The organism is Pedobacter cryoconitis, from assembly GCF_014200605.1.
GTDB classification, from domain to species: domain Bacteria; phylum Bacteroidota; class Bacteroidia; order Sphingobacteriales; family Sphingobacteriaceae; genus Pedobacter; species Pedobacter cryoconitis_B.
Window position 1 is genome coordinate 516,609 of sequence record NZ_JACHCE010000004.1, and the last position, 17,490, is coordinate 534,098.

Sequence of the window (17,490 nt, forward strand, 5' to 3'; positions counted from 1 at the left end):
ATCTGATTGAATAATTTATTTTGAAATCACTTCTCCGGCAAAAGCATAATCTGTATAACCTTTTTCATCGGTACTGCCACTTGCATATAAAGTGGTCTTATCAGGCTCATTTAATGGCAGATTATTCAGTATTCTGGAAGGGAGATCAGGATTAGCAATAAATGCCCTTCCAAAAGCAGGCAAATCAAGATATCCGCTTTCTATATCAGCCAGGGCAGTTTCGGCAGTATAATTATTTACACCTATCAGCGTTCCCTTAAAATTTGCTCTGATCCCGTCTTTTACAGACGCCGTTAAAGGTGGGGTACCCATACTGCTGTGATCTGCAACATGTAAATAAACAATTCCTATCTTGTTCAGCTCTGCGGCCAGGTAAATGAATGTTTCTTCCATTTCAGGATAGATAACCATTCCGTTAAATACTCCATATGGCGATATACGTGTACCAACTTTCTCTTTACCAATAGCATTGGCAACCGATTGAGTTACTTCAAGGTAAAAACGTGCCCTGTTTTCGATGCTGCCACCATATTCATCTGTTCTATGGTTAGAAGCAGGATTTAAAAATTCATCTATTAAATAACCATTTGCCCCATGTAATTCTATACCATCAAAACCAGCCTTTACAGCATTCAATGCAGCTTGTGTAAACTCCTGTATTGTAGCTTCTATATCTGCTTTAGTCATTTCTCTTGGTAAAGAAGATTTCTGCATACTTTTAGTCGTATCAGTCCATACCTCAGAACCTGTGGAAACAAGTGCTGACGGAGCCAAAATCTCACCTCCTTCGGGCAGATTATCCACATGAGATGCCCAGCCGGTATGCATCAGCTGCGCAAATATTTTAGCATCATTTTCATGTACAACATCCGTTATCTTTTTCCAGCCCTCAATCTGTGCATCTTTATAAATTCCAGGTACCCTGACATATCCTGTTGCATTTGCCGAAGGAGCCAAAGCTTCGCTAATAATTAAACCAGCGCCAGAACGCTGTCTGTAATATTCAACCATTAAATCGTTTGGCAAATTGTTGATAGCACGGCTCCTGGTCATAGGTGCCATTACAAATCTATTTTTTAGCACGAGTGAGCCCAGTGTATAAGGCTGATGTAATATTTCCTGATTTTTCATTTCTATTTTTTTTAAAAATTGACTGACAGGACAAAAGTATTTATATTCGCTAACCAATTGTTAGTACTATCCTAAAGGTTAGCGCTAACCTTTAGGATAGCAGACTGATAACCAGACATAAAGCAACAAACATGATAGAACAGAATGAAAAGCCTGCACCTACTTGCAGTGGCAAGCATACCAAAGAAGAATGTGCCAAAGGTCTGCAGGCTTTAGAGGACACATTTTATGTAATTGGTGGTAAATGGAAGCTCAAAATTATCAATGCATTGCGTATAGGCGGAAGCAGCCGTTTTAATCAATTGCAGCAAACTGTAACTGGCATATCTGCAAGGATCTTATCAAAAGAGCTTAAAGAATTAGAATTAAACGGGTTTATAAAGCGAAATGTATATACAGAAACTCCAGTGGTAGTGACTTATGAAATCACACCTTACAGCAATACATTAGGGCCAGTTTTAAGCACATTAATTGAATGGGGAACTACCCATAGAAATAAAATCAAAAATGATTATAAAGAATTGACTACTTCAAAAGATTGATTACCGGCTGTTTTCATGGCCTGATAAACAATGGGATCGAGACCATAGATGTCTTTCGCAAACTGCACTCCCCCCTTATCATTTAGCCAGGCTGTATAATAGAACAACCGGATTGGGACCTGCTGAGGTAAACCGATAAATTTTGCACGCGGATAACCGCTTGCCATTCCGTTTTTGATCTGGTTATACCGGTTATCTTTCCCAAATAAAGCTGAAGCCAGATCAAGAGGTTTTTCTACACGGACACAGCCGTGGCTTATGGCACGCATTTTCTGTTTAAAAACAGTCCGTACGGGGGTATCATGCAGATATACACTGCTTGCATTTTTAAAAAGGAATTTAATCTTACCCAATGAATTTTTTGATCCCGGCTGCTGTTGAAAGGAGTATTCACCAATATTAGCAGATGCCCAGTCAATAGCTTCTGTATCTCTCACCAGCTTACCTTTTTTAAAAGTTTTGATGTTATTATTGGCCAGATAATACCGGTCATCGGCAGCATATTTTGAAATTTCATTCCTTGCAATACTTTGCGGGATATTCCATACCGGATTAATCTGTACCAGGCTAATCATACTGCCAAGCTGCGGGGTTTGTTTATCGCCAGGCTGCCCGACACAAACATTCATATGTAAGGTAGATTTCCCATTCTCCATCACGTCAAGACTAAAATCTGCAATGTTCACCAGCACAGATTTCTGCCCGGCAGGTTTGTTTTTCCACCTTAGCCTTTCCATATTTACGACAAGGATTAACCGGGTTTGTTCTCTGAGACTGTCTAAGGCTTCTTTACTCAAAACTGGCTTAACAGCTGTTTTGAGCGTTTTGCTATGCTTTTCCCGGTTCTTTTTGCTCTCCTTATTCATGGAAAGTTTAATTTTTGGGGGTTCCGGTTTTGGGATGGTATCCTGTTCAAGCCTGATCAGGGTTTTCTGCAAAGCACGGTAAGTTTTATCTTTGGGCTGGATACTATCCAGATAAAACTTCAGGTTCCGGATTTCAAAAATATGGGTTACAAAACTGCTATCGGGCAGCAAGGTAGGAATTGCGTAGTGGTTATAAATCTTTGATGGATTTATAATTCCATATTGCAGGGCGATGCTATACCTGATTAAAGAATTAATGAAAGATAATTCGAGCTTTGCCATACAGCGATGGATTTTTACAGTATCAGCCGATTTAAAATCCCTTAATTCATCTAACTGTTTTTTAAAATCGGCAATAGAGAATTGCTGATTATCCAAACCATGATCGCCTGCATGATTTAAATAGTCCATTAAAACCTGTATTTGATTATCAGGCAGGAATCTCGGTACTAATACTAAATGATACTCCCCTTTTTCATAGCGCTTACTGATCATTTCGGGATAAGGCAACCCGGCAGCTTCGCTTTTTAAAAGATCTTTAAATTCTGCACGGAGTTTTTCTTCCAGTTGCGCGGCTTTTAAAGCTTTTTTCAGCGAATCAGTGTTTTTAGTGGAATTGGTAGTATTAACATTTTCTTTAGTTGTAGTTGCAGGGCGTTTGACTGCACAGGAAGAAACCAGGAGCATGATGACAGTTATGCTTATGATATACTTACAGAAGAAATAACTCTCAAAATGTTTCATTTTATCACCCTGAAATACAATCATTTAAGAAAGAACAAACCGGTGTTGATTTTTGTTTGGGTATTCTTTGAGTGGCTTTTCAACACCATGTTTCTGCCCTATTCCTGCAAAAGATGGTACATTTGCTAAAATACATTAACTATAATGAGAAGATACTACTATATTTTAATAGCCGTTTTATGCGTCACTGCCTGCAAAGCCAATAACAGAAAAGAGGATAGAGACAGTTTGCGTAAACAGAATATAGTCCGGAATAAAGTACGTTTTATAAAATCCTATAAATATGAATATAAATCAGGGGCCTTAGATTCAAATACCCGGTCCCTGGCTAATTCTGAGGAATATGATCAACAGGGGAACTTAATTACCAGGCTGACCTATCTTGCTAAAGAGTATGAAGAATATCTCCCTATTGATTCAACGATCAATGTTTTTGATCAAAGTGGGAATTTATTAAAGTCAACGGAGATAAAATATGAGGTATTGGGCGATTCAAAGGATTCTATAAACCGCTATGTGAAGGTCTTTAAAAATGTATATGTCAATAATAAAATAACCGAATCTCATATTTACAGAGATGGGGTACTGCATAGTAAAACCAAACCCGAATATGCCACTGATGGTAAATTATCAGGGTATGTTTCTTATGATAAATATGGAAATTTTGATTTTAAATATTTAACAGTATACGTAAATGGTGAAATTACAGGCACAAAGACGCTGGATCAGAAAGACAGAATAATGAGCAGATCTGAAATCGTTAAAAAAGATAAACATCATACAGTTACTACCAGTTATAAAGCGAATGATGCGATTTTTAGTGTACGTGAGTTTGAAATGGATGATCAAGGGCAGGTTATAAAGGATAAATTTAAGGCCGGAAGCTTTGAGATCACCAATAAATTCACCTATAATGACGGGGGTTTAGTGGTCAGCTGTACGGGTTATGATGATCAGAATAGACCTGTTTTATACACGAAAATGGAAATCGTAAAGTTTTAGATAATAGGATATGGAGACTCAACCAGATTACTTGTCAATTTTAGGTTCATATAGTTTCTGACACCGGGTACAGAAAAAAGTTCTCCGGTTAGTTTTCCCTAAATGTTGTTTTTCTACCGGATGTCCTAACGGACAAACTTTTTTTGTATTGATCAGCCAATGCTGTTTCAGCACAAAGGCTTTCTTCCATTCCAGAAAGTCAAAGCTGTATTGCCTGGCTTCTTTGATCAATGCTTTCAGCTTAGCAGGAGGTAAAGAATCTACTGTGCTTAAAGGATGAACCCTGATCCGATATAAAACTTCATTTTTAATGATATTGCCAACGCCAGAGAATATATTCTGATCAAGCAATACATCACAAACCAGGCTCTGCCCCTTTTCTTTCAGCTTTTTCATGGCAGCTTTTGCATCCCATTTATCGGACATTACATCTGCTTTCCAATCATAAACCAAGTCTAAATCGCCTTCGATAAATTTTAAGGAGCAGGTATAAAAATTGAGCTCATCGTTTTTGAAGATCAATCCCAGCCTGACCTCGCTTTCTTTACTTTCATTAATCCGGTATGATCCAAACATCAAAAAGTGAATGCGTAAGGTGAAATCATGAAAACAAATCAGAAAATGTTTGCCCCAGCTTTTAAATGCAACAACCTGCTGGTTAAGCATCCTGTCTTTATCAATGCCCGTATTACCGATCACATTTGTAGTAAAATCACCTTCTAAATGAAGTTCTTCTACCAGTTCTCTTAAGATGACTATTGACGGGCCTTCGGGCATAACATTTTCTGATTTGAATATTTCTATTTTGCCAAACGGTGATGGTAAGTTTCAATCTCTCTGAGTGCTTCTAAAATTCCGGTTCTTTGTTTTTGTAACAACTGGATATGATCTGCATGAGAAGCATAGTCTTCCAGGCAATCATCATATTTTTCTATTGCAGCTTTTTCACCAGTTTCAATGGCACCAAGAATGGCTGCATCTTCTTTACTGCTTAATGCTTGTTTAATATCGATCCATGTACGGTGTAATGCACCCAAAATCCCGCCATCTTCATTTTCAGAATCACCACCATGCTGAGCAATATGGTCTTTAAGTTCTATCGCATAGCCAGCACGCTGAGCTGAATATTTTAAGAATAAGCCTTTCAGTTCAATACTGTCAGTAGTTTCGGCAGCCGATTCATAGCCTTCTTTTCCATCGTTTAAGATGTTAACCAACCCTTTCAGGTCACTAATAATTTCTTTATTGCTTTCCATAAGTTCTAATTTTCGATTAAGAACCAAGAAGTGCAGAAATAGTTTTGCCTGTTTTTAAAATGATAGGATTATTGATAGATTAAATCCGCTGAGGTAACAGTTGATTTATCTGCTTTACGGTATGGGTGTAATGTTTTTTTGAAGGATGGAAATAGACTTCTTTGAGAGATTCAGAGGCTAACACAGGATTAAGATCCCCATCTTTTAAATCCCAGAAATTCAGTTCTTTAAGCGCTTTCATACCAGGTACAAAAGATAAGGAGTCCAGCTCAGAAATAAAAAGATCGCTTATAGTTTCATTTCCTCCAAGAAAAGAGAAATCAGTTAGTGCTTTACATTTTTCTATATGAAGTGATTGCAGGGATTTTAATTGATTGATTTCAGTGATATCCGTTAGTTTAGGAGAGTAACTTATATTCAAAGATTCCAGCTCAGCTGCAGATGTGATACCTGTCAGGCTGGTAAATGAACCAATAATGCGCAAATCTTTTAATCTGTTAAGACCATTTAAGATACTACAGTCAGTTAGTGAAAGCGAAACAATGAGCAGATCTTTCAGGTATTTTAGCGAACCCAGGTTTAACATCCCATCGTTATAGGTAATATATAAAGTCTCCAGATGCGGCAATAATGTGAAATCTAATTTGAATTTTCTGTCACTGAAGGACAATTCCTTCAAATTCTTCATGGAGTAGAGTGCAGAGAAATTCAGATCTCTTATTTTGAAGTTGTCATCTATAATTAATGAGGTAATAAAATCCTGACCTGTAAAAGGAGACAAGTCAAGGTCATAAGTTTCACCATCGTTGTTATTTAATGCAGATATTCTGATAGCGGTATAATTTTTCTTTTCAGCATAAGAAATTCCCTTGTCAAGACATTGTGGATCAACCTCTAATGCTTCAATCTCTTCATTATAGCTATGTACTTTCATATATTTCTATACTAATTGTTTCAGCTATCTAATATGCATATAATTTTATCTTAAGTTATAGGAATGGGATTAAAAAATAGTTAATTAATTAGATCTGTATACTGCTCTATAAAGGAATTTTGTATTAGCAAAAAACAGAATACTTTGTAAAAATAAATTAATTGAAAAATAATTTCACGTAAAAAAAATAACACATTACGTAATAAAATATATTAATATTTTTAATTATCTCAAATTAGATAATTAAAAATACAATTAAAAAAATGAAAAACAATTTTATTGCAAAAAGCTGCAGACCTCTTTTATTAGCAGGATTAATATTATCTATAACTGGTTGTGCTAAAAACACAGTTAAATCAGAATTAAAAAATGAGAGTAAGATTTCGAATTCAGTGCTAAATAGTTCTGAATATCAATTTTCAATTGCTCCCGAATTTAAGCTGGACGGCAAAGTGTTTTTATACCAGGATCAGTATACCTATATAGATTTTGATTTTAACATCCCTAAGGGAGTTGATGAGGATCCTAATACTATAACTGAAATTCGTATTTTTGCCACGGCTGCCGTTCATCCTCAAACTTTTTCACCAATAGAGAGATCTAATAAAGATTGGCCAGTAGGAGAAACCAGCTGGAAAGGAACCGCATCATTTCAATTCAGCGATGTTAGCGCATTTCTAGATGGTGTTAAAATTTATTTTGCTGTAATGAAAAAAGTCGGAACAAAGTTCACAACAGTTTATAGTTCAGACACTTTCGAACTGGTGTTAGTCACTAAAAATACATTTGCTAATCCATTTCCCGTAAATGACCAAAGATATGTTAAAAACCCAATGAGGTTTATTGGAGAAAATATAGTCGCAAGAAATGGGATTTATCAGTTACGTTATCAGGGAGATGGAAACCTTGTATTGTATAAAAATGGTACAGAAGCCTTATGGGCATCAGGAACAGCAAATGGGCCTGGCAAAGTAGAATTTACAACCTCAAGTGGTATGATTTTTATAAATAGCCCAATAGCAAGTAACAATCATTGGATTAACAGAAAAGGATTACAAGGAGGCAATCCTTTTCCTGATAGTTATTGGGCCCTTCAAGATGATGGAAATTTAGTATGTTACCCAAGTTATAGAACAGCGCCTGATGGAACTATTACTCCATATGGAACTGCTTTATGTGCTACTGCAACAGCTGGACGTAAGAGCCCGCATTTTGGAGAGATGAGATAATAACATAGAATAGAGCGGAGTCTTATTAAATTAAGGCTCCGTTTTTTATTTCAAATTTTCTTCATGTACGATATCTGATGTCCTGGAACAAGAATATAAGTATTGATCTTAAAAATTACAAAGTTACTCAACTATTTGAAGAAGACAGAAAAATTAGTTCTGGCGGATTCGGATGGTGCAGGATGTTATTTTTGGTAAGTTAGCTTAAATAACTGGCAGATATTAAATCATTGTGACAAATTATTTAATTTAAATTAAGTATATTACAAATTAATCACAATGTTATGTATACAGGCTCTCAGGTTTTAATACAAATCCAGTTATGTAAAGTGTTTTCTTAACGTATTCAGTTATGAAAACACTGAATCAAAAGCTCATGGAGTTAAAGAGCTCTAATCCCATTGCTATACAGCTATTTGAAGACATATGTCACCCGGTTTTTTTTAAGAAAAATGAAATCATCAATACTTTGTCCTATCACATTAATAAACTATATTATATAGAAACAGGAGTTGTTCAGGGAATTTTCATTCACGATGTTGAAGAAATGACAGCATATCTTTCAACTAATGGCTTTATCATTCCTTATTTTCTTTTCTCCAGGCAAAGCCCTCCTGTTCAATATATCAGGTTCTTAGAGGAAACCAAAGGCTGGTCAATAAACTTAGTTCAGCACCTTGATTTAAATTCTCATTTGCTATTAATGCTACTTGAAATTTATGAGGAAAGTATAAATGCTGGTTATGAAAGAGAAAAGATCATTAGAATAAAAAACGCTGATGATAGATATATCTCTTTTTTAAAAAACTATAAACACCTGAGCAATAAAGTCAGTATCAAAATTCTCGCTTCTTTTTTGAATATGCATCCCAAGCACCTTTCTGTGGTCAGGAAAAGGAATTAAAACACTACTTGATTGTAGGTTTTAATTAACTTCCATTTTTCATCTATCATCTTAAAAATTAACAAATTCCCGCTACCACATCTAGAACCACAATTGTATTCCGAATACATAATTGCATATTTAAAATCATCACTAAAGATTAGATGTGAAAGAGTGAAAAACCCATCTCCAAGTACTTTATTATAATTTGATAACATTACGGGATAGGATAATTTATGAATATCGTTTCTTGTAATAATTCTTGATGCCGGAGCTATAGCTTCAGACCATAAAGTAGTATCTTTTTGAGATTTTGCTAATAGACTATCCAGATTAAGGTTTGTTTGTCCAATATGTTTAAAGGCATCTTCAAAATCGCTTTTTGACTTATAAATATATGGGATTTCAGATAGAATAATTGAATCCTTTTTGAGTTCATGTTTTATATAGTAATCTAATATCTTTTTTGTCTCTATTGATTCTCTTTCACTTATTTCCGGCTTCTTATTACCTACATTAATTGGTCTATTACAAGATATAATGAAGAATACAAATGCAACAAGTAATAAATGGTATCTAGTCTTTGTCATATAGTGATTAATTATTTTAGCGGATGTAAAGTTATATCTCCCGTATTATTATTAAATTTTGTCTCAAGAATGATTGTATGCCCCCAATTTTCACCTAAAACTAAGGATGGTTTGTTTTCTGTAGCCAGGATTTAGCTTCTTCAATTGTTACCGCTGAAGTAGTCGGAACATTGATTAGTAACGGCTGATCTTTTTCACACGAAGCAAAAACAAAATAAAGCAACTCGTTATCAATAAACTTTTACTCTTCTTATCTAGTAATTTTTTAATCATAAATAATTAATTTGCGGCAAGTCTACCACATAAAATTGAATTCAGGCTAATAATTACGTCAACAAAACTAACACCCAGGTGAACAATGTTCATATGGTGTAAAACGGTAACATTTCTTCCCTCCGATAGTAATAATTCTTACCATTTAAGTTGAGGAATCATCCGACTTTAGTATAGCCAAATACAAGTCAGATATGAAAACGTTCAAAGTTAGTAGCCTATCCTTAATAGCATCTTCATTGCTTATTATGCTATTCGGGTATACAGCTGTTTCTAAGATTTTAGACTATAATAAGTTTGTATTTCAGATGAAGCTGGTGAATGTACCAATGATTCCTTATTTAGCTTCTTCTCTTGGAATTGTACTACCGATTGTGGAATTAGTTATTGTCTGGATGTTATGTAAGAACAACCTTAGGGTAAAAGGATGCTATGCATCTTTCCTATTGCTCTTCATATTTGAAATCTACATTACCATTATGCTTTTATCTGGTGAGAAATTACCCTGTACATGTGGGGGGATCATTTCACAAATGGGCTGGAAAACACATCTGGTTTTTAATGCCGTATTTATGATCATTTCAACTCTGCCAATTATTTACAAACCCAAACCTGGAATATTCAATTCAGCTGTAAGAATAGATTATAACTAACAGAATTTTTCACCTTAAATTTTAAAATCATGTTCATACTAAAAAACACCATGTTAGCCATTGCTTTAGTGGCAGGCATAAGCGGAGCATTCGCTACAAAAATTGCAAGTAGTCCAAAGGCATATGAGCCAAGGTATGATTGGAGTGGCTCAGGACCACTTCATTCTGGAACACTGGACAATAAAACGGTTAAGGAAGCACAAGATTACTATGGTTGTAGTGGTAAAGTGAATCAATGTGCAACTGGTACTCGTTCATCTGGTACGGGAGCGCCTAAAGCTATTCTCTTTATGACAGATTAATTATCTTATCAAAACTATCAGTTATGACTGATAAAAACCTCAGCAGTAATCACTGCTGAGGTTGATAAAAATGATTATATTTTATTAGGATGACTTAGATCCTTTAGCACTAAAATTTCATATAAATGCTTCTTTTCAACTTTTTTGATTCCGAACCCGTTTAGTTTAGCCCAAACTTCCTCTAATGTTAATTTACCTTTTTCACTCTTAATTTCGAAGCTAAGCAAACCATTATAACCTGTTTTATTTACATAAGGTGTATCGTCAGTGAACCTTTCCATCAAACAATCTAATATATCATCTATTGATGTACTTTTGACAATCAGGCTATCATAAAATTTATCGATGAATGGTTTTTCCCCTTTTGCCACAGGCAGTTTTGATAGTTTTGATTTGTCCAGAGAAACTACATTGGTCATCATCTTCTTCTTCCTGGTGGAAGCCTTTATATTAAAAAACTTCTCCAGATCAGGAAGCATATATTCAGAAGATTTGCTGGCTGGAATATTTTTAGGCAATATTAATTCATAACAATAAAGATTATCATAATCCCATTTCCGTTCCCTTGTTACGAGATCATCACCATTAGTGTATTTTGATCTTTCAAATAAAGGTCTATTAAAGTATGTTTGAATAAATCTAATAGAATCAGAAGAATCGAGCTCAATCAGTTTCCAGTTCATTCTGGAATTTTTCTGTTTAGTAAATGCCAACCAGAAAAATTGAATAATTGGCCTGTTCCATGCAAATAAACGCTTAAACTCCCCATTCTCATCCGGGCCGAAATTCACTCCGCTGGTTATTTCTTCATTATAACCAGTGATATAACTACGAAACAAAATCATACTATCCGGGACATGGTAAGTCTTTGTGAAACTAAAGTCAAGCCGATCTTTTTTTATATGTAGTTTACTGGTATTACCCTTTAAAAACTCCTTTATATTCTTTTCATTAATCTCATCACCACCAGTGGAAGCTTTAATTATACCTGCCTTATCTATCCATATATTATGCGGTATTGCCCGGTGCTTAAACGCATTATGAAAAATAGTATCATTGGTAGTAATGATCATCGATTTGGATTTAGGTAACCCAGCCCTGGCAAAATGTGCTTTAACCCCTGAAATATCCTCATAAGTGACTGATAGAACAGACAAATCAGGATAAATCTGTGTTAAAGAATCAAGTCGCTTTTGTTCCTTTAGACAAGGAGAACACCAGGTTGCCCAAAAATTGATAATTAGCCCACCCTTTTGATATAAATCGGCGACAGTAGATTTTTCATTGCCCATAATGAAAGGCCCTTTGATTTTTAAATCCGGCAGCTTATCACCAATTTCCTGCCCGTTAACTGTCTGGATTAAACCTGTCCCAAAACCAGCTATAGCTAAAACGCTGATTGTTATTATTTTAAATAATTTATTACTCATCATTTTGTATTTTAAGAATTAAGATTTAGTATCCCGGATTCTGAATCAGATTACGGTTATTGGTTATTTCACTTTTTGGTATCGGGAATAACGAACTGACCCCGTTTTGCCAGCCAGATTTATAATTTCCCATCACAGTGTTGAGCAGATCATTACGTTTCAAATCAAAAAAACGATGACCATTTTCAGTAAAAAGCTCTACCCTTCTCTCTTTGATTATTGCCATTAAACAAGCATCTGTACTTAAAGAAGTGGGTAATGGGCCTAATGCAGCTCTTTGCCTGATTATATTAATATCCTCAACTGCACCGTGGATATTACCCGCCATTGCACGGGCTTCTGCCCGGATTAAAAACTGCTCTGCAACTCTTAGTACCGTTAAATATTCAGGACTACTCGTATTTGCTGTTTTGTTTTTATACTTAGCTCCATAGTAGTAGCTTTTGCCAGCTCCACCTGTAATTACGTTTTTTGTACCTATCCAACTGGTTCTACGCAAATCACCTGTCTCGAAAGCATTATATAGCTCTGGAGTTATGATATATTGTGGTATACCTGTAGCCGAAGGAGATGGAATATTACCACTGTTGCTTATAAAACCATTCTGGTTCCAGAGCTGTAAAATGGCTTCTTTACTATTTGCGTTGAAAACATTAGCAGGCGCTTGTAAAGGGGTAAACTGATTAGATTCAATTACCAGACCAGCCTCCTTCTCTGCTAAAATCCAATTCTTTTGATAAAGGTATATTCGGGCCAATAATGCAGATACAGCCAATTGATTAGCACGTACTTTACCAGATCCTATGTAAGAAGGTGAGAGACCGTTTTTCGCATCCAGCAGGTCATTGATCATTTGGCTATAGACCAGGCTCTGAGCAGCCCTTGGAGCCTTTGCTGTGACAGCAACATCAGTCTGCAATAACAAAGGAACATCACCATATAAGTTTACCAGATAGTAAAAAGCAAATGCTCTTAAGAATTTGGCTTCACTTCTTAGCTGAATAATCAGTGTCTTAGATAAAGCGTTATTATTTTGTAATTGCGTTATGACATCATTACACTGATAAATGATATTGTATAAAAGTGCCCAGGTATTTTCATTGGTTGTATTGGTAGCGTTCAGCCTGCCCGCGTAATATTCCTTATTGGCTATATCAGTACCGATATAACCTATATCATCTGTGTATAAGCTAACATATGTACTGTAATTAGGGTCAAATTGCTTTTCGAAATTTGTGTATATACTTGACAGTGCAGCAGATGCCGAAGTAGAATCGGCAAATACTTTATCAGTAGTCAATTGATTTTTTGGTGATTCGACCATAATCAATTTCTTACAGCCATAAACCAGAATTATTGGCAAGAAGAGCATTAATGCCATTTTTATATTTCTCATTATTATGTATTTAAAGGGTTAATTGCAGACCAATTACAAAAGATTTTATCGGTGGGATATTATTCTGAACGTTATTAAAAGCACCGGATTCCGGATCAAGAATAGCTGCGTTCTTATCCCAATAGGTCCATAGGTTTTGCCCCTGAGCATAAATTCTTAATTGCTGCAGATTGATATGATCCAAAAGGGCTTTAGGGAAACTATAAGAGAGCCCTACGTTTTTGAGCCTCAGATAGGAAGTATTGAAATAATTAGCCTGGCTATATTGAAATTTAGAATCGTAGGTATTGGATGCACGAGGGATATCTGTGATGTTTCCCGCATTTTGCCAGCGATTCAGGATTACAGCATAATTATTAGCTGGCTGCCCTATACTGCTTAACCCACCCCGCCCCATTTGCTTTGCAAACTGGAAAAACAGATCCAGACTCCAGTTTCCATACTGGAAAGTATTCCCTAAACCACCATAAAAATCAGGTGTCTGCTTCCCTATGGTGAAATAGTCAAAGACATCAGCAGACCCCGGAGCAGTCCCATATACCGCTTTCCCGGTTGCCGGATCAACAGTTAGGTTCGTTCCGTAAACCCTAGAAATATCATAACCTAACTGCAAAATCTGTGCATAGCTTGAGGTTTCAAATCCTTCGAAACTCTTTAACAGCGTTTTTGGCATTGTAATATTAAAAGAGCTTGACCAGCTAAACTTTCTCCCTTCTATATTTTTTGTGTTCAGCTCTACCTCCCAACCCGTATTTCTAATTACAGCCGGTAAATTGGCCTGGTAGCTTGCAAAACCAGTCATCCGCGGAATCGCGTAATTAACCAACTGGTCATCACTGCTATTGCGGTAATGATTCACATTCAGCAAAATCCTGTTGTTGAGGAAGCCTAGTTCTACAGCAAATTCCAGCTTCCGGGTAGTTTCCCAATGAAAGTTTGCATTTGAAATTCGGGAAGGCATAAGACCATTTACGCCCTGATATGGGCTGATGGCATTGCCATAAGCAGACAGATACTGATAATCTGTAATCTGATCATTTCCTGTCAACCCATAACTGCTCCTTAACTTACCATAACTTAAAAAGCTAAGCCTGTTTTTAATCCATGGTTCATCGGCAAATAGCCATGCAGCACCTAAAGAACCGAAATTACCAAACTGATTGCCTTCTGCAAATCTTGAAGATCCATCTCTTCTGATGGTCGCATTTACTACATATCTATCCTTCCATACGTAATTAACCCGGCCAAATACAGAAACATATTTATACTGTGTGTAAGTATTTGTCCGCCCGGTAATAGTACCTGCCGAAGATATATTTTCCATCAAACCTTCGTTGCTAAATGCTGAGCCATTAAGCATTTGCCCTTCGGTCACTTTATTCTGATAAGTACCGCCCATTAACAGTGAAATGCTGCTGTTTTTGAAAGCTTTTAGATAATCAACCTGAGGTTCAAAAATTATGGAGCGGTTGCTGTTTGTTCCAAAAATTGAGTAGTTATCTGTGCCTGGGTAAAGAGAACTGGCAGGATAAAGCTGTATCTGGTTCAGGTTATTTTTATTGTAACCGGCGCTGATCCTGAATGCTAAACCGGACGAAACCGTATACCTCATTAAGACATTACTAATGGTATTGTCTGTCCTTGTCTTTGAACGTGCACTGATTTCGGAAGTGGGATTTGTACCTGCATACCAGTTAAATACTCCCGGAGACTCGTAGACAGGATAATTTGGCGGGAGTAATAAACCAGCAGCGAAACTCAGGCTTGGGTTATACAACTGGTTATCATCCAGATTAAGGGAATTGGCAAACTGGAAATAAAACTTTTTATCCTTTGAGGTATGCTGAAATGTCCCCCGCAAACCGCCACGTTTATAATTGCTGTTTCCTGGTAAAATAGTTCCCTCTGTACGGTAATTACCTCCAAAGTTGAAGTTAGTACTTTCATCACCACCCGATATGCTTAACTGCATATTGGTCATCTGCCCGGTATTGCCCAGAAAGTGTTTTGCCCAATCGGTAGATTCTGTTTGGCTCCATACCGTTAAATCTGGTGCATAATTTGGAGAATCAGGATCGTTGGAAGGGATCTGGCCGTCGTTAGCAAAAGCTTCTCTTCTGATCTGTAAATATTGCTCCAGGTTAAGTAACCGCGGATAATTAGCAACCTGATTAATTCCTTTTGATACGTTGAGTTCAACTTGTGTTTTACCTGCTTTACCCTTTTTAGTGGTAATTAAAACGACACCATTAGTTGCCCTGCTCCCATAGATTGCCGTTGCATCTGCATCTTTTAAAACCGTGATGTTTTCAATATCAGCAGGGTTTAAACTGTTTAAAGGACTGGTGACACCAGCAATATTTGATGCACCAATGCTTGCACTTAATCCGGCAGCGTTTGCATCCATAGGTACACCATCAATAATGTATAAAGGATTTGTGCCCGCAGCAATAGATCCTTTTCCCCTAATCTGGACATTGATATTACCTCCCGGCAAGCCATTTGTAGTTTGCACAAATACACCAGGCATCCTACCAGATAAAGCAGACAGGATATTTGCTACTGGTTGCTTTTCAATTTGTACAGCAGTAATGGCAGATATGCTTCCGGTATTCAGTCTTCTGGTAGTTTGACCGTAACCAATTACCTGAACTTCGTTTAAGGTAGATTCATTGGTTTCCAGAATGATTTTTAAGGGGTATTTGATGGAAGGATTAAATGGGATTTTGCGGGTATTGAAAGAGATGAAAGTTATGGTTAAGGTACCGGATTGGGTGGTTGTTTTAATGGTGAAATGCCCTTCCTTATCTGTTAAGGTGGAGGTATTCGTATTGGTTATTCTTATAGTTGCTCCGGGTAATGGTTTACCGTAGCTGTCGGTTATGGTTCCAGTAATGAGCTGTCCGCTTGTCTGTGCGAACAGGTTGTATTCGGGTAAGCTGAGCAAGGTTATTACCAGCAAAAGAAAGGTTCTGATCTGGTAAGGATTCCTGAATTTTAGCCAAAGCGCGGCCATGGCGATGATTGAGGTCGTTTTTTTCATGTGAATTGGTTTTGTGAATCCTGCATTGATTTTAAGCAGGTATCAAGTTGTCAGTGATAGTTTTATACGTGTTTCATACGGTTTTTGACCTATTGGTTTTATTGGTTAGTTTTATTGATGTACTGATATCTTGGTATCAAGATGAGGTGACGGTATTGGTGTTAGCTCTGATCAGAGGCTGGTATTGGGAATAGTTTTTACTGGTTAAACAAAGCAAGGTGGCACTACCAAAACCTCCGTTCATTAGGCCGCCCGCTTTGTAGATTTTAATTTTTTGGATGGTTCACTGGTTTTGGCGAATAACCATCCTTCACTCCTTTTACGTAGGATACTTCCATGAATTCAATAAGCTGCTCCTGGAAAAGCAACATGGACGAAATATCAGAAGGTTCCGCATATACATTAACCTGGCGTAACCATGCCCGAAGTAACAAGTGAAGCTTCTGCCTAACTTCTGTTAATGGATGAAGACTGAAAAAGGTGTTAAGACCTCTGTTCGGGTTAGTAATATATTCCTTGGGGAGCTTATGAGGCTGATAATTTAATGTTCTGATGTAATCTTTCATTTTACTGTTTTTTTAGTACGCTGGTCAAAGATTTAGAATTATTCATATCCACTTTCATGTGCATATTTCCAATGTTATCATTGCTTAAAAACTGGTCGATATTTTCTGCGGTGAGTTGTTTGGCAGTTGTCGTTGCTACGACTTTACCAGTTTGATCCAGCCATACATAATGCGGCAGATTGATATGTGGGAATAATTGGTGCAATGCTGAATCATCGGTAACTACTGGAATAGCTGATGGATGCGTTTTATAGAGTTCTTCCAGAAAAGGTAATACTGCTGCTCTTGGCTGACGGGTCACTTTAATAAACTGAACCTCTCCTCCATATTTCTTTTGCAGCTCTTCTGTTTTTGAAGAATTAGCGAGGCAAGATGTACACGAGGTTGCCCAAAAATCAAGAATAATCAGTTTAGCTTTAAAATCAGAAAGATTGGTTTTCGTAGTTTCATAATTGCAGACGTTTGTTAATGTTATATCAGGGATTCTACCTCCTATTTTGACAGGTTTAAATGTAGAGGTTACAGATTGAGCTTGGGATGGTACGCTGAAAAATAGGCAAAGCGTGGCCATGGCGATTATTGAGATCGTTTTTTTCATGTTGTTAAGTTGAAATGATGATACCGTAGAATTGTTTATGCGAGTATCATGG

17 protein-coding genes are annotated in these 17,490 nt (G+C 36.7%); 6 read left to right on the forward strand and 11 right to left on the reverse strand.

Features of this window, described 5'->3' with window-relative positions:
* Positions 1–15: 15 nt before the first annotated feature.
* On the reverse strand, positions 16–1,131 hold the full coding sequence (locus HDE68_RS15490; RefSeq protein ID WP_183883116.1) for an alkene reductase: 1,116 nt from the start codon (positions 1,129–1,131) through the stop codon (positions 16–18).
* A gap of 131 nt (positions 1,132–1,262) precedes the next feature.
* On the opposite strand from HDE68_RS15490, the gene HDE68_RS15495 reads away from it, so the two are divergent.
* Entirely contained in the window at positions 1,263–1,673 is a 411-nt protein-coding gene (locus tag HDE68_RS15495; RefSeq protein ID WP_183883117.1) for a winged helix-turn-helix transcriptional regulator, read from the forward strand.
* On the opposite strand, the gene HDE68_RS15500 is transcribed toward HDE68_RS15495, so the two are convergent.
* A complete protein-coding gene (locus tag HDE68_RS15500; protein WP_183883118.1) occupies positions 1,643–3,283 on the reverse strand; it encodes a L,D-transpeptidase family protein in 1,641 nt (546 codons plus the stop codon). The two genes, HDE68_RS15495 and HDE68_RS15500, sit on opposite strands and share 31 nt — an antisense overlap.
* A gap of 144 nt (positions 3,284–3,427) precedes the next feature.
* Between HDE68_RS15500 and HDE68_RS15505 the strand changes: the two genes are divergently transcribed.
* On the forward strand, positions 3,428–4,285 hold the full coding sequence (locus tag HDE68_RS15505; RefSeq protein ID WP_183883119.1) for a hypothetical protein: 858 nt from the start codon (positions 3,428–3,430) through the stop codon (positions 4,283–4,285).
* Positions 4,286–4,312: 27 nt separating this feature from the next.
* On the opposite strand, the gene HDE68_RS15510 is transcribed toward HDE68_RS15505, so the two are convergent.
* The 3 genes from HDE68_RS15510 to HDE68_RS15520 all read right to left on the reverse strand — a co-directional run bounded on the left by HDE68_RS15510 (position 4,313) and on the right by HDE68_RS15520 (position 6,475).
* Positions 4,313–5,062: a DNA-formamidopyrimidine glycosylase family protein gene (locus HDE68_RS15510; protein WP_183883120.1), complete on the reverse strand. Its 750-nt coding sequence runs from the start codon at positions 5,060–5,062 to the stop codon at positions 4,313–4,315.
* 23 nt (positions 5,063–5,085) lie between these two features.
* Positions 5,086–5,541: a ferritin-like domain-containing protein gene (locus HDE68_RS15515; protein ID WP_183883121.1), complete on the reverse strand. Its 456-nt coding sequence runs from the start codon at positions 5,539–5,541 to the stop codon at positions 5,086–5,088.
* A gap of 79 nt (positions 5,542–5,620) precedes the next feature.
* The gene (locus tag HDE68_RS15520; RefSeq protein WP_183883122.1) at positions 5,621–6,475 is read right to left on the reverse strand and encodes a toxin; all 855 of its coding nucleotides are present in this window, start codon (positions 6,473–6,475) and stop codon (positions 5,621–5,623) included.
* A gap of 263 nt (positions 6,476–6,738) precedes the next feature.
* Here HDE68_RS15520 and HDE68_RS15525 point away from each other — a divergent pair, with 263 nt between their 5' ends.
* A complete protein-coding gene (locus tag HDE68_RS15525) occupies positions 6,739–7,704 on the forward strand; it encodes a hypothetical protein (RefSeq protein WP_183883123.1) in 966 nt (321 codons plus the stop codon).
* A 352-nt stretch (positions 7,705–8,056) separates the two neighbouring features.
* Positions 8,057–8,608: a Crp/Fnr family transcriptional regulator gene (locus tag HDE68_RS15530; RefSeq protein WP_183883124.1), complete on the forward strand. Its 552-nt coding sequence runs from the start codon at positions 8,057–8,059 to the stop codon at positions 8,606–8,608.
* Here HDE68_RS15530 and HDE68_RS15535 read toward each other — a convergent pair.
* Positions 8,605–9,177, reverse strand: coding sequence for a hypothetical protein (locus HDE68_RS15535; protein ID WP_183883125.1), 573 nt, complete (start codon positions 9,175–9,177; stop codon positions 8,605–8,607). The two genes, HDE68_RS15530 and HDE68_RS15535, sit on opposite strands and share 4 nt — an antisense overlap.
* Before the next feature lie 467 nt (positions 9,178–9,644).
* Between HDE68_RS15535 and HDE68_RS15540 the strand changes: the two genes are divergently transcribed.
* Entirely contained in the window at positions 9,645–10,103 is a 459-nt protein-coding gene (locus HDE68_RS15540; protein WP_183883126.1) for a MauE/DoxX family redox-associated membrane protein, read from the forward strand.
* Between the two features lie 29 nt (positions 10,104–10,132).
* Positions 10,133–10,405, forward strand: coding sequence for a hypothetical protein (locus HDE68_RS15545; protein ID WP_183883127.1), 273 nt, complete (start codon positions 10,133–10,135; stop codon positions 10,403–10,405).
* Between the two features lie 74 nt (positions 10,406–10,479).
* Here the strand turns inward: HDE68_RS15545 and HDE68_RS15550 are convergent, their stop codons facing one another.
* From HDE68_RS15550 to HDE68_RS15570, 5 genes are all read right to left on the reverse strand, one after another.
* The gene (locus HDE68_RS15550) at positions 10,480–11,838 is read right to left on the reverse strand and encodes a TlpA family protein disulfide reductase (protein ID WP_183883128.1); all 1,359 of its coding nucleotides are present in this window, start codon (positions 11,836–11,838) and stop codon (positions 10,480–10,482) included.
* 22 nt (positions 11,839–11,860) lie between these two features.
* Positions 11,861–13,231, reverse strand: a complete 1,371-nt coding sequence (locus HDE68_RS15555) for a RagB/SusD family nutrient uptake outer membrane protein (protein WP_183883129.1) — start codon at positions 13,229–13,231, stop codon at positions 11,861–11,863.
* Positions 13,232–13,241: 10 nt separating this feature from the next.
* Positions 13,242–16,274, reverse strand: a complete 3,033-nt coding sequence (locus tag HDE68_RS15560; protein ID WP_183883130.1) for a SusC/RagA family TonB-linked outer membrane protein — start codon at positions 16,272–16,274, stop codon at positions 13,242–13,244.
* A 266-nt stretch (positions 16,275–16,540) separates the two neighbouring features.
* Complete coding sequence (locus HDE68_RS15565) at positions 16,541–16,840, reverse strand: hypothetical protein (protein WP_183883131.1); 300 nt, start codon at positions 16,838–16,840, stop codon at positions 16,541–16,543.
* 1 nt (position 16,841) lies between these two features.
* Complete coding sequence (locus HDE68_RS15570) at positions 16,842–17,438, reverse strand: TlpA family protein disulfide reductase (protein WP_183883132.1); 597 nt, start codon at positions 17,436–17,438, stop codon at positions 16,842–16,844.
* Positions 17,439–17,490: the final 52 nt, after the last annotated feature.

Bases quoted from the DNA above. Each gene is read 5' to 3' on its own strand.
- HDE68_RS15490 (WP_183883116.1), bottom strand. From the start codon at position 1,131: ATGAAAAATCAGGAAATATTACATCAGCCTTATACACTGGGCTCACTC.
- HDE68_RS15495 (WP_183883117.1), top strand. From the start codon at position 1,263: ATGATAGAACAGAATGAAAAGCCTGCACCTACTTGCAGTGGCAAGCAT.
- HDE68_RS15500 (WP_183883118.1), bottom strand. From the start codon at position 3,283: ATGAAACATTTTGAGAGTTATTTCTTCTGTAAGTATATCATAAGCATA.
- HDE68_RS15505 (WP_183883119.1), top strand. From the start codon at position 3,428: ATGAGAAGATACTACTATATTTTAATAGCCGTTTTATGCGTCACTGCC.
- HDE68_RS15510 (WP_183883120.1), bottom strand. From the start codon at position 5,062: ATGCCCGAAGGCCCGTCAATAGTCATCTTAAGAGAACTGGTAGAAGAA.
- HDE68_RS15515 (WP_183883121.1), bottom strand. From the start codon at position 5,541: ATGGAAAGCAATAAAGAAATTATTAGTGACCTGAAAGGGTTGGTTAAC.
- HDE68_RS15520 (WP_183883122.1), bottom strand. From the start codon at position 6,475: ATGAAAGTACATAGCTATAATGAAGAGATTGAAGCATTAGAGGTTGAT.
- HDE68_RS15525 (WP_183883123.1), top strand. From the start codon at position 6,739: ATGAAAAACAATTTTATTGCAAAAAGCTGCAGACCTCTTTTATTAGCA.
- HDE68_RS15530 (WP_183883124.1), top strand. From the start codon at position 8,057: ATGAAAACACTGAATCAAAAGCTCATGGAGTTAAAGAGCTCTAATCCC.
- HDE68_RS15535 (WP_183883125.1), bottom strand. From the start codon at position 9,177: ATGACAAAGACTAGATACCATTTATTACTTGTTGCATTTGTATTCTTC.
- HDE68_RS15540 (WP_183883126.1), top strand. From the start codon at position 9,645: ATGAAAACGTTCAAAGTTAGTAGCCTATCCTTAATAGCATCTTCATTG.
- HDE68_RS15545 (WP_183883127.1), top strand. From the start codon at position 10,133: ATGTTCATACTAAAAAACACCATGTTAGCCATTGCTTTAGTGGCAGGC.
- HDE68_RS15550 (WP_183883128.1), bottom strand. From the start codon at position 11,838: ATGATGAGTAATAAATTATTTAAAATAATAACAATCAGCGTTTTAGCT.
- HDE68_RS15555 (WP_183883129.1), bottom strand. From the start codon at position 13,231: ATGAGAAATATAAAAATGGCATTAATGCTCTTCTTGCCAATAATTCTG.
- HDE68_RS15560 (WP_183883130.1), bottom strand. From the start codon at position 16,274: ATGAAAAAAACGACCTCAATCATCGCCATGGCCGCGCTTTGGCTAAAA.
- HDE68_RS15565 (WP_183883131.1), bottom strand. From the start codon at position 16,840: ATGAAAGATTACATCAGAACATTAAATTATCAGCCTCATAAGCTCCCC.
- HDE68_RS15570 (WP_183883132.1), bottom strand. From the start codon at position 17,438: ATGAAAAAAACGATCTCAATAATCGCCATGGCCACGCTTTGCCTATTT.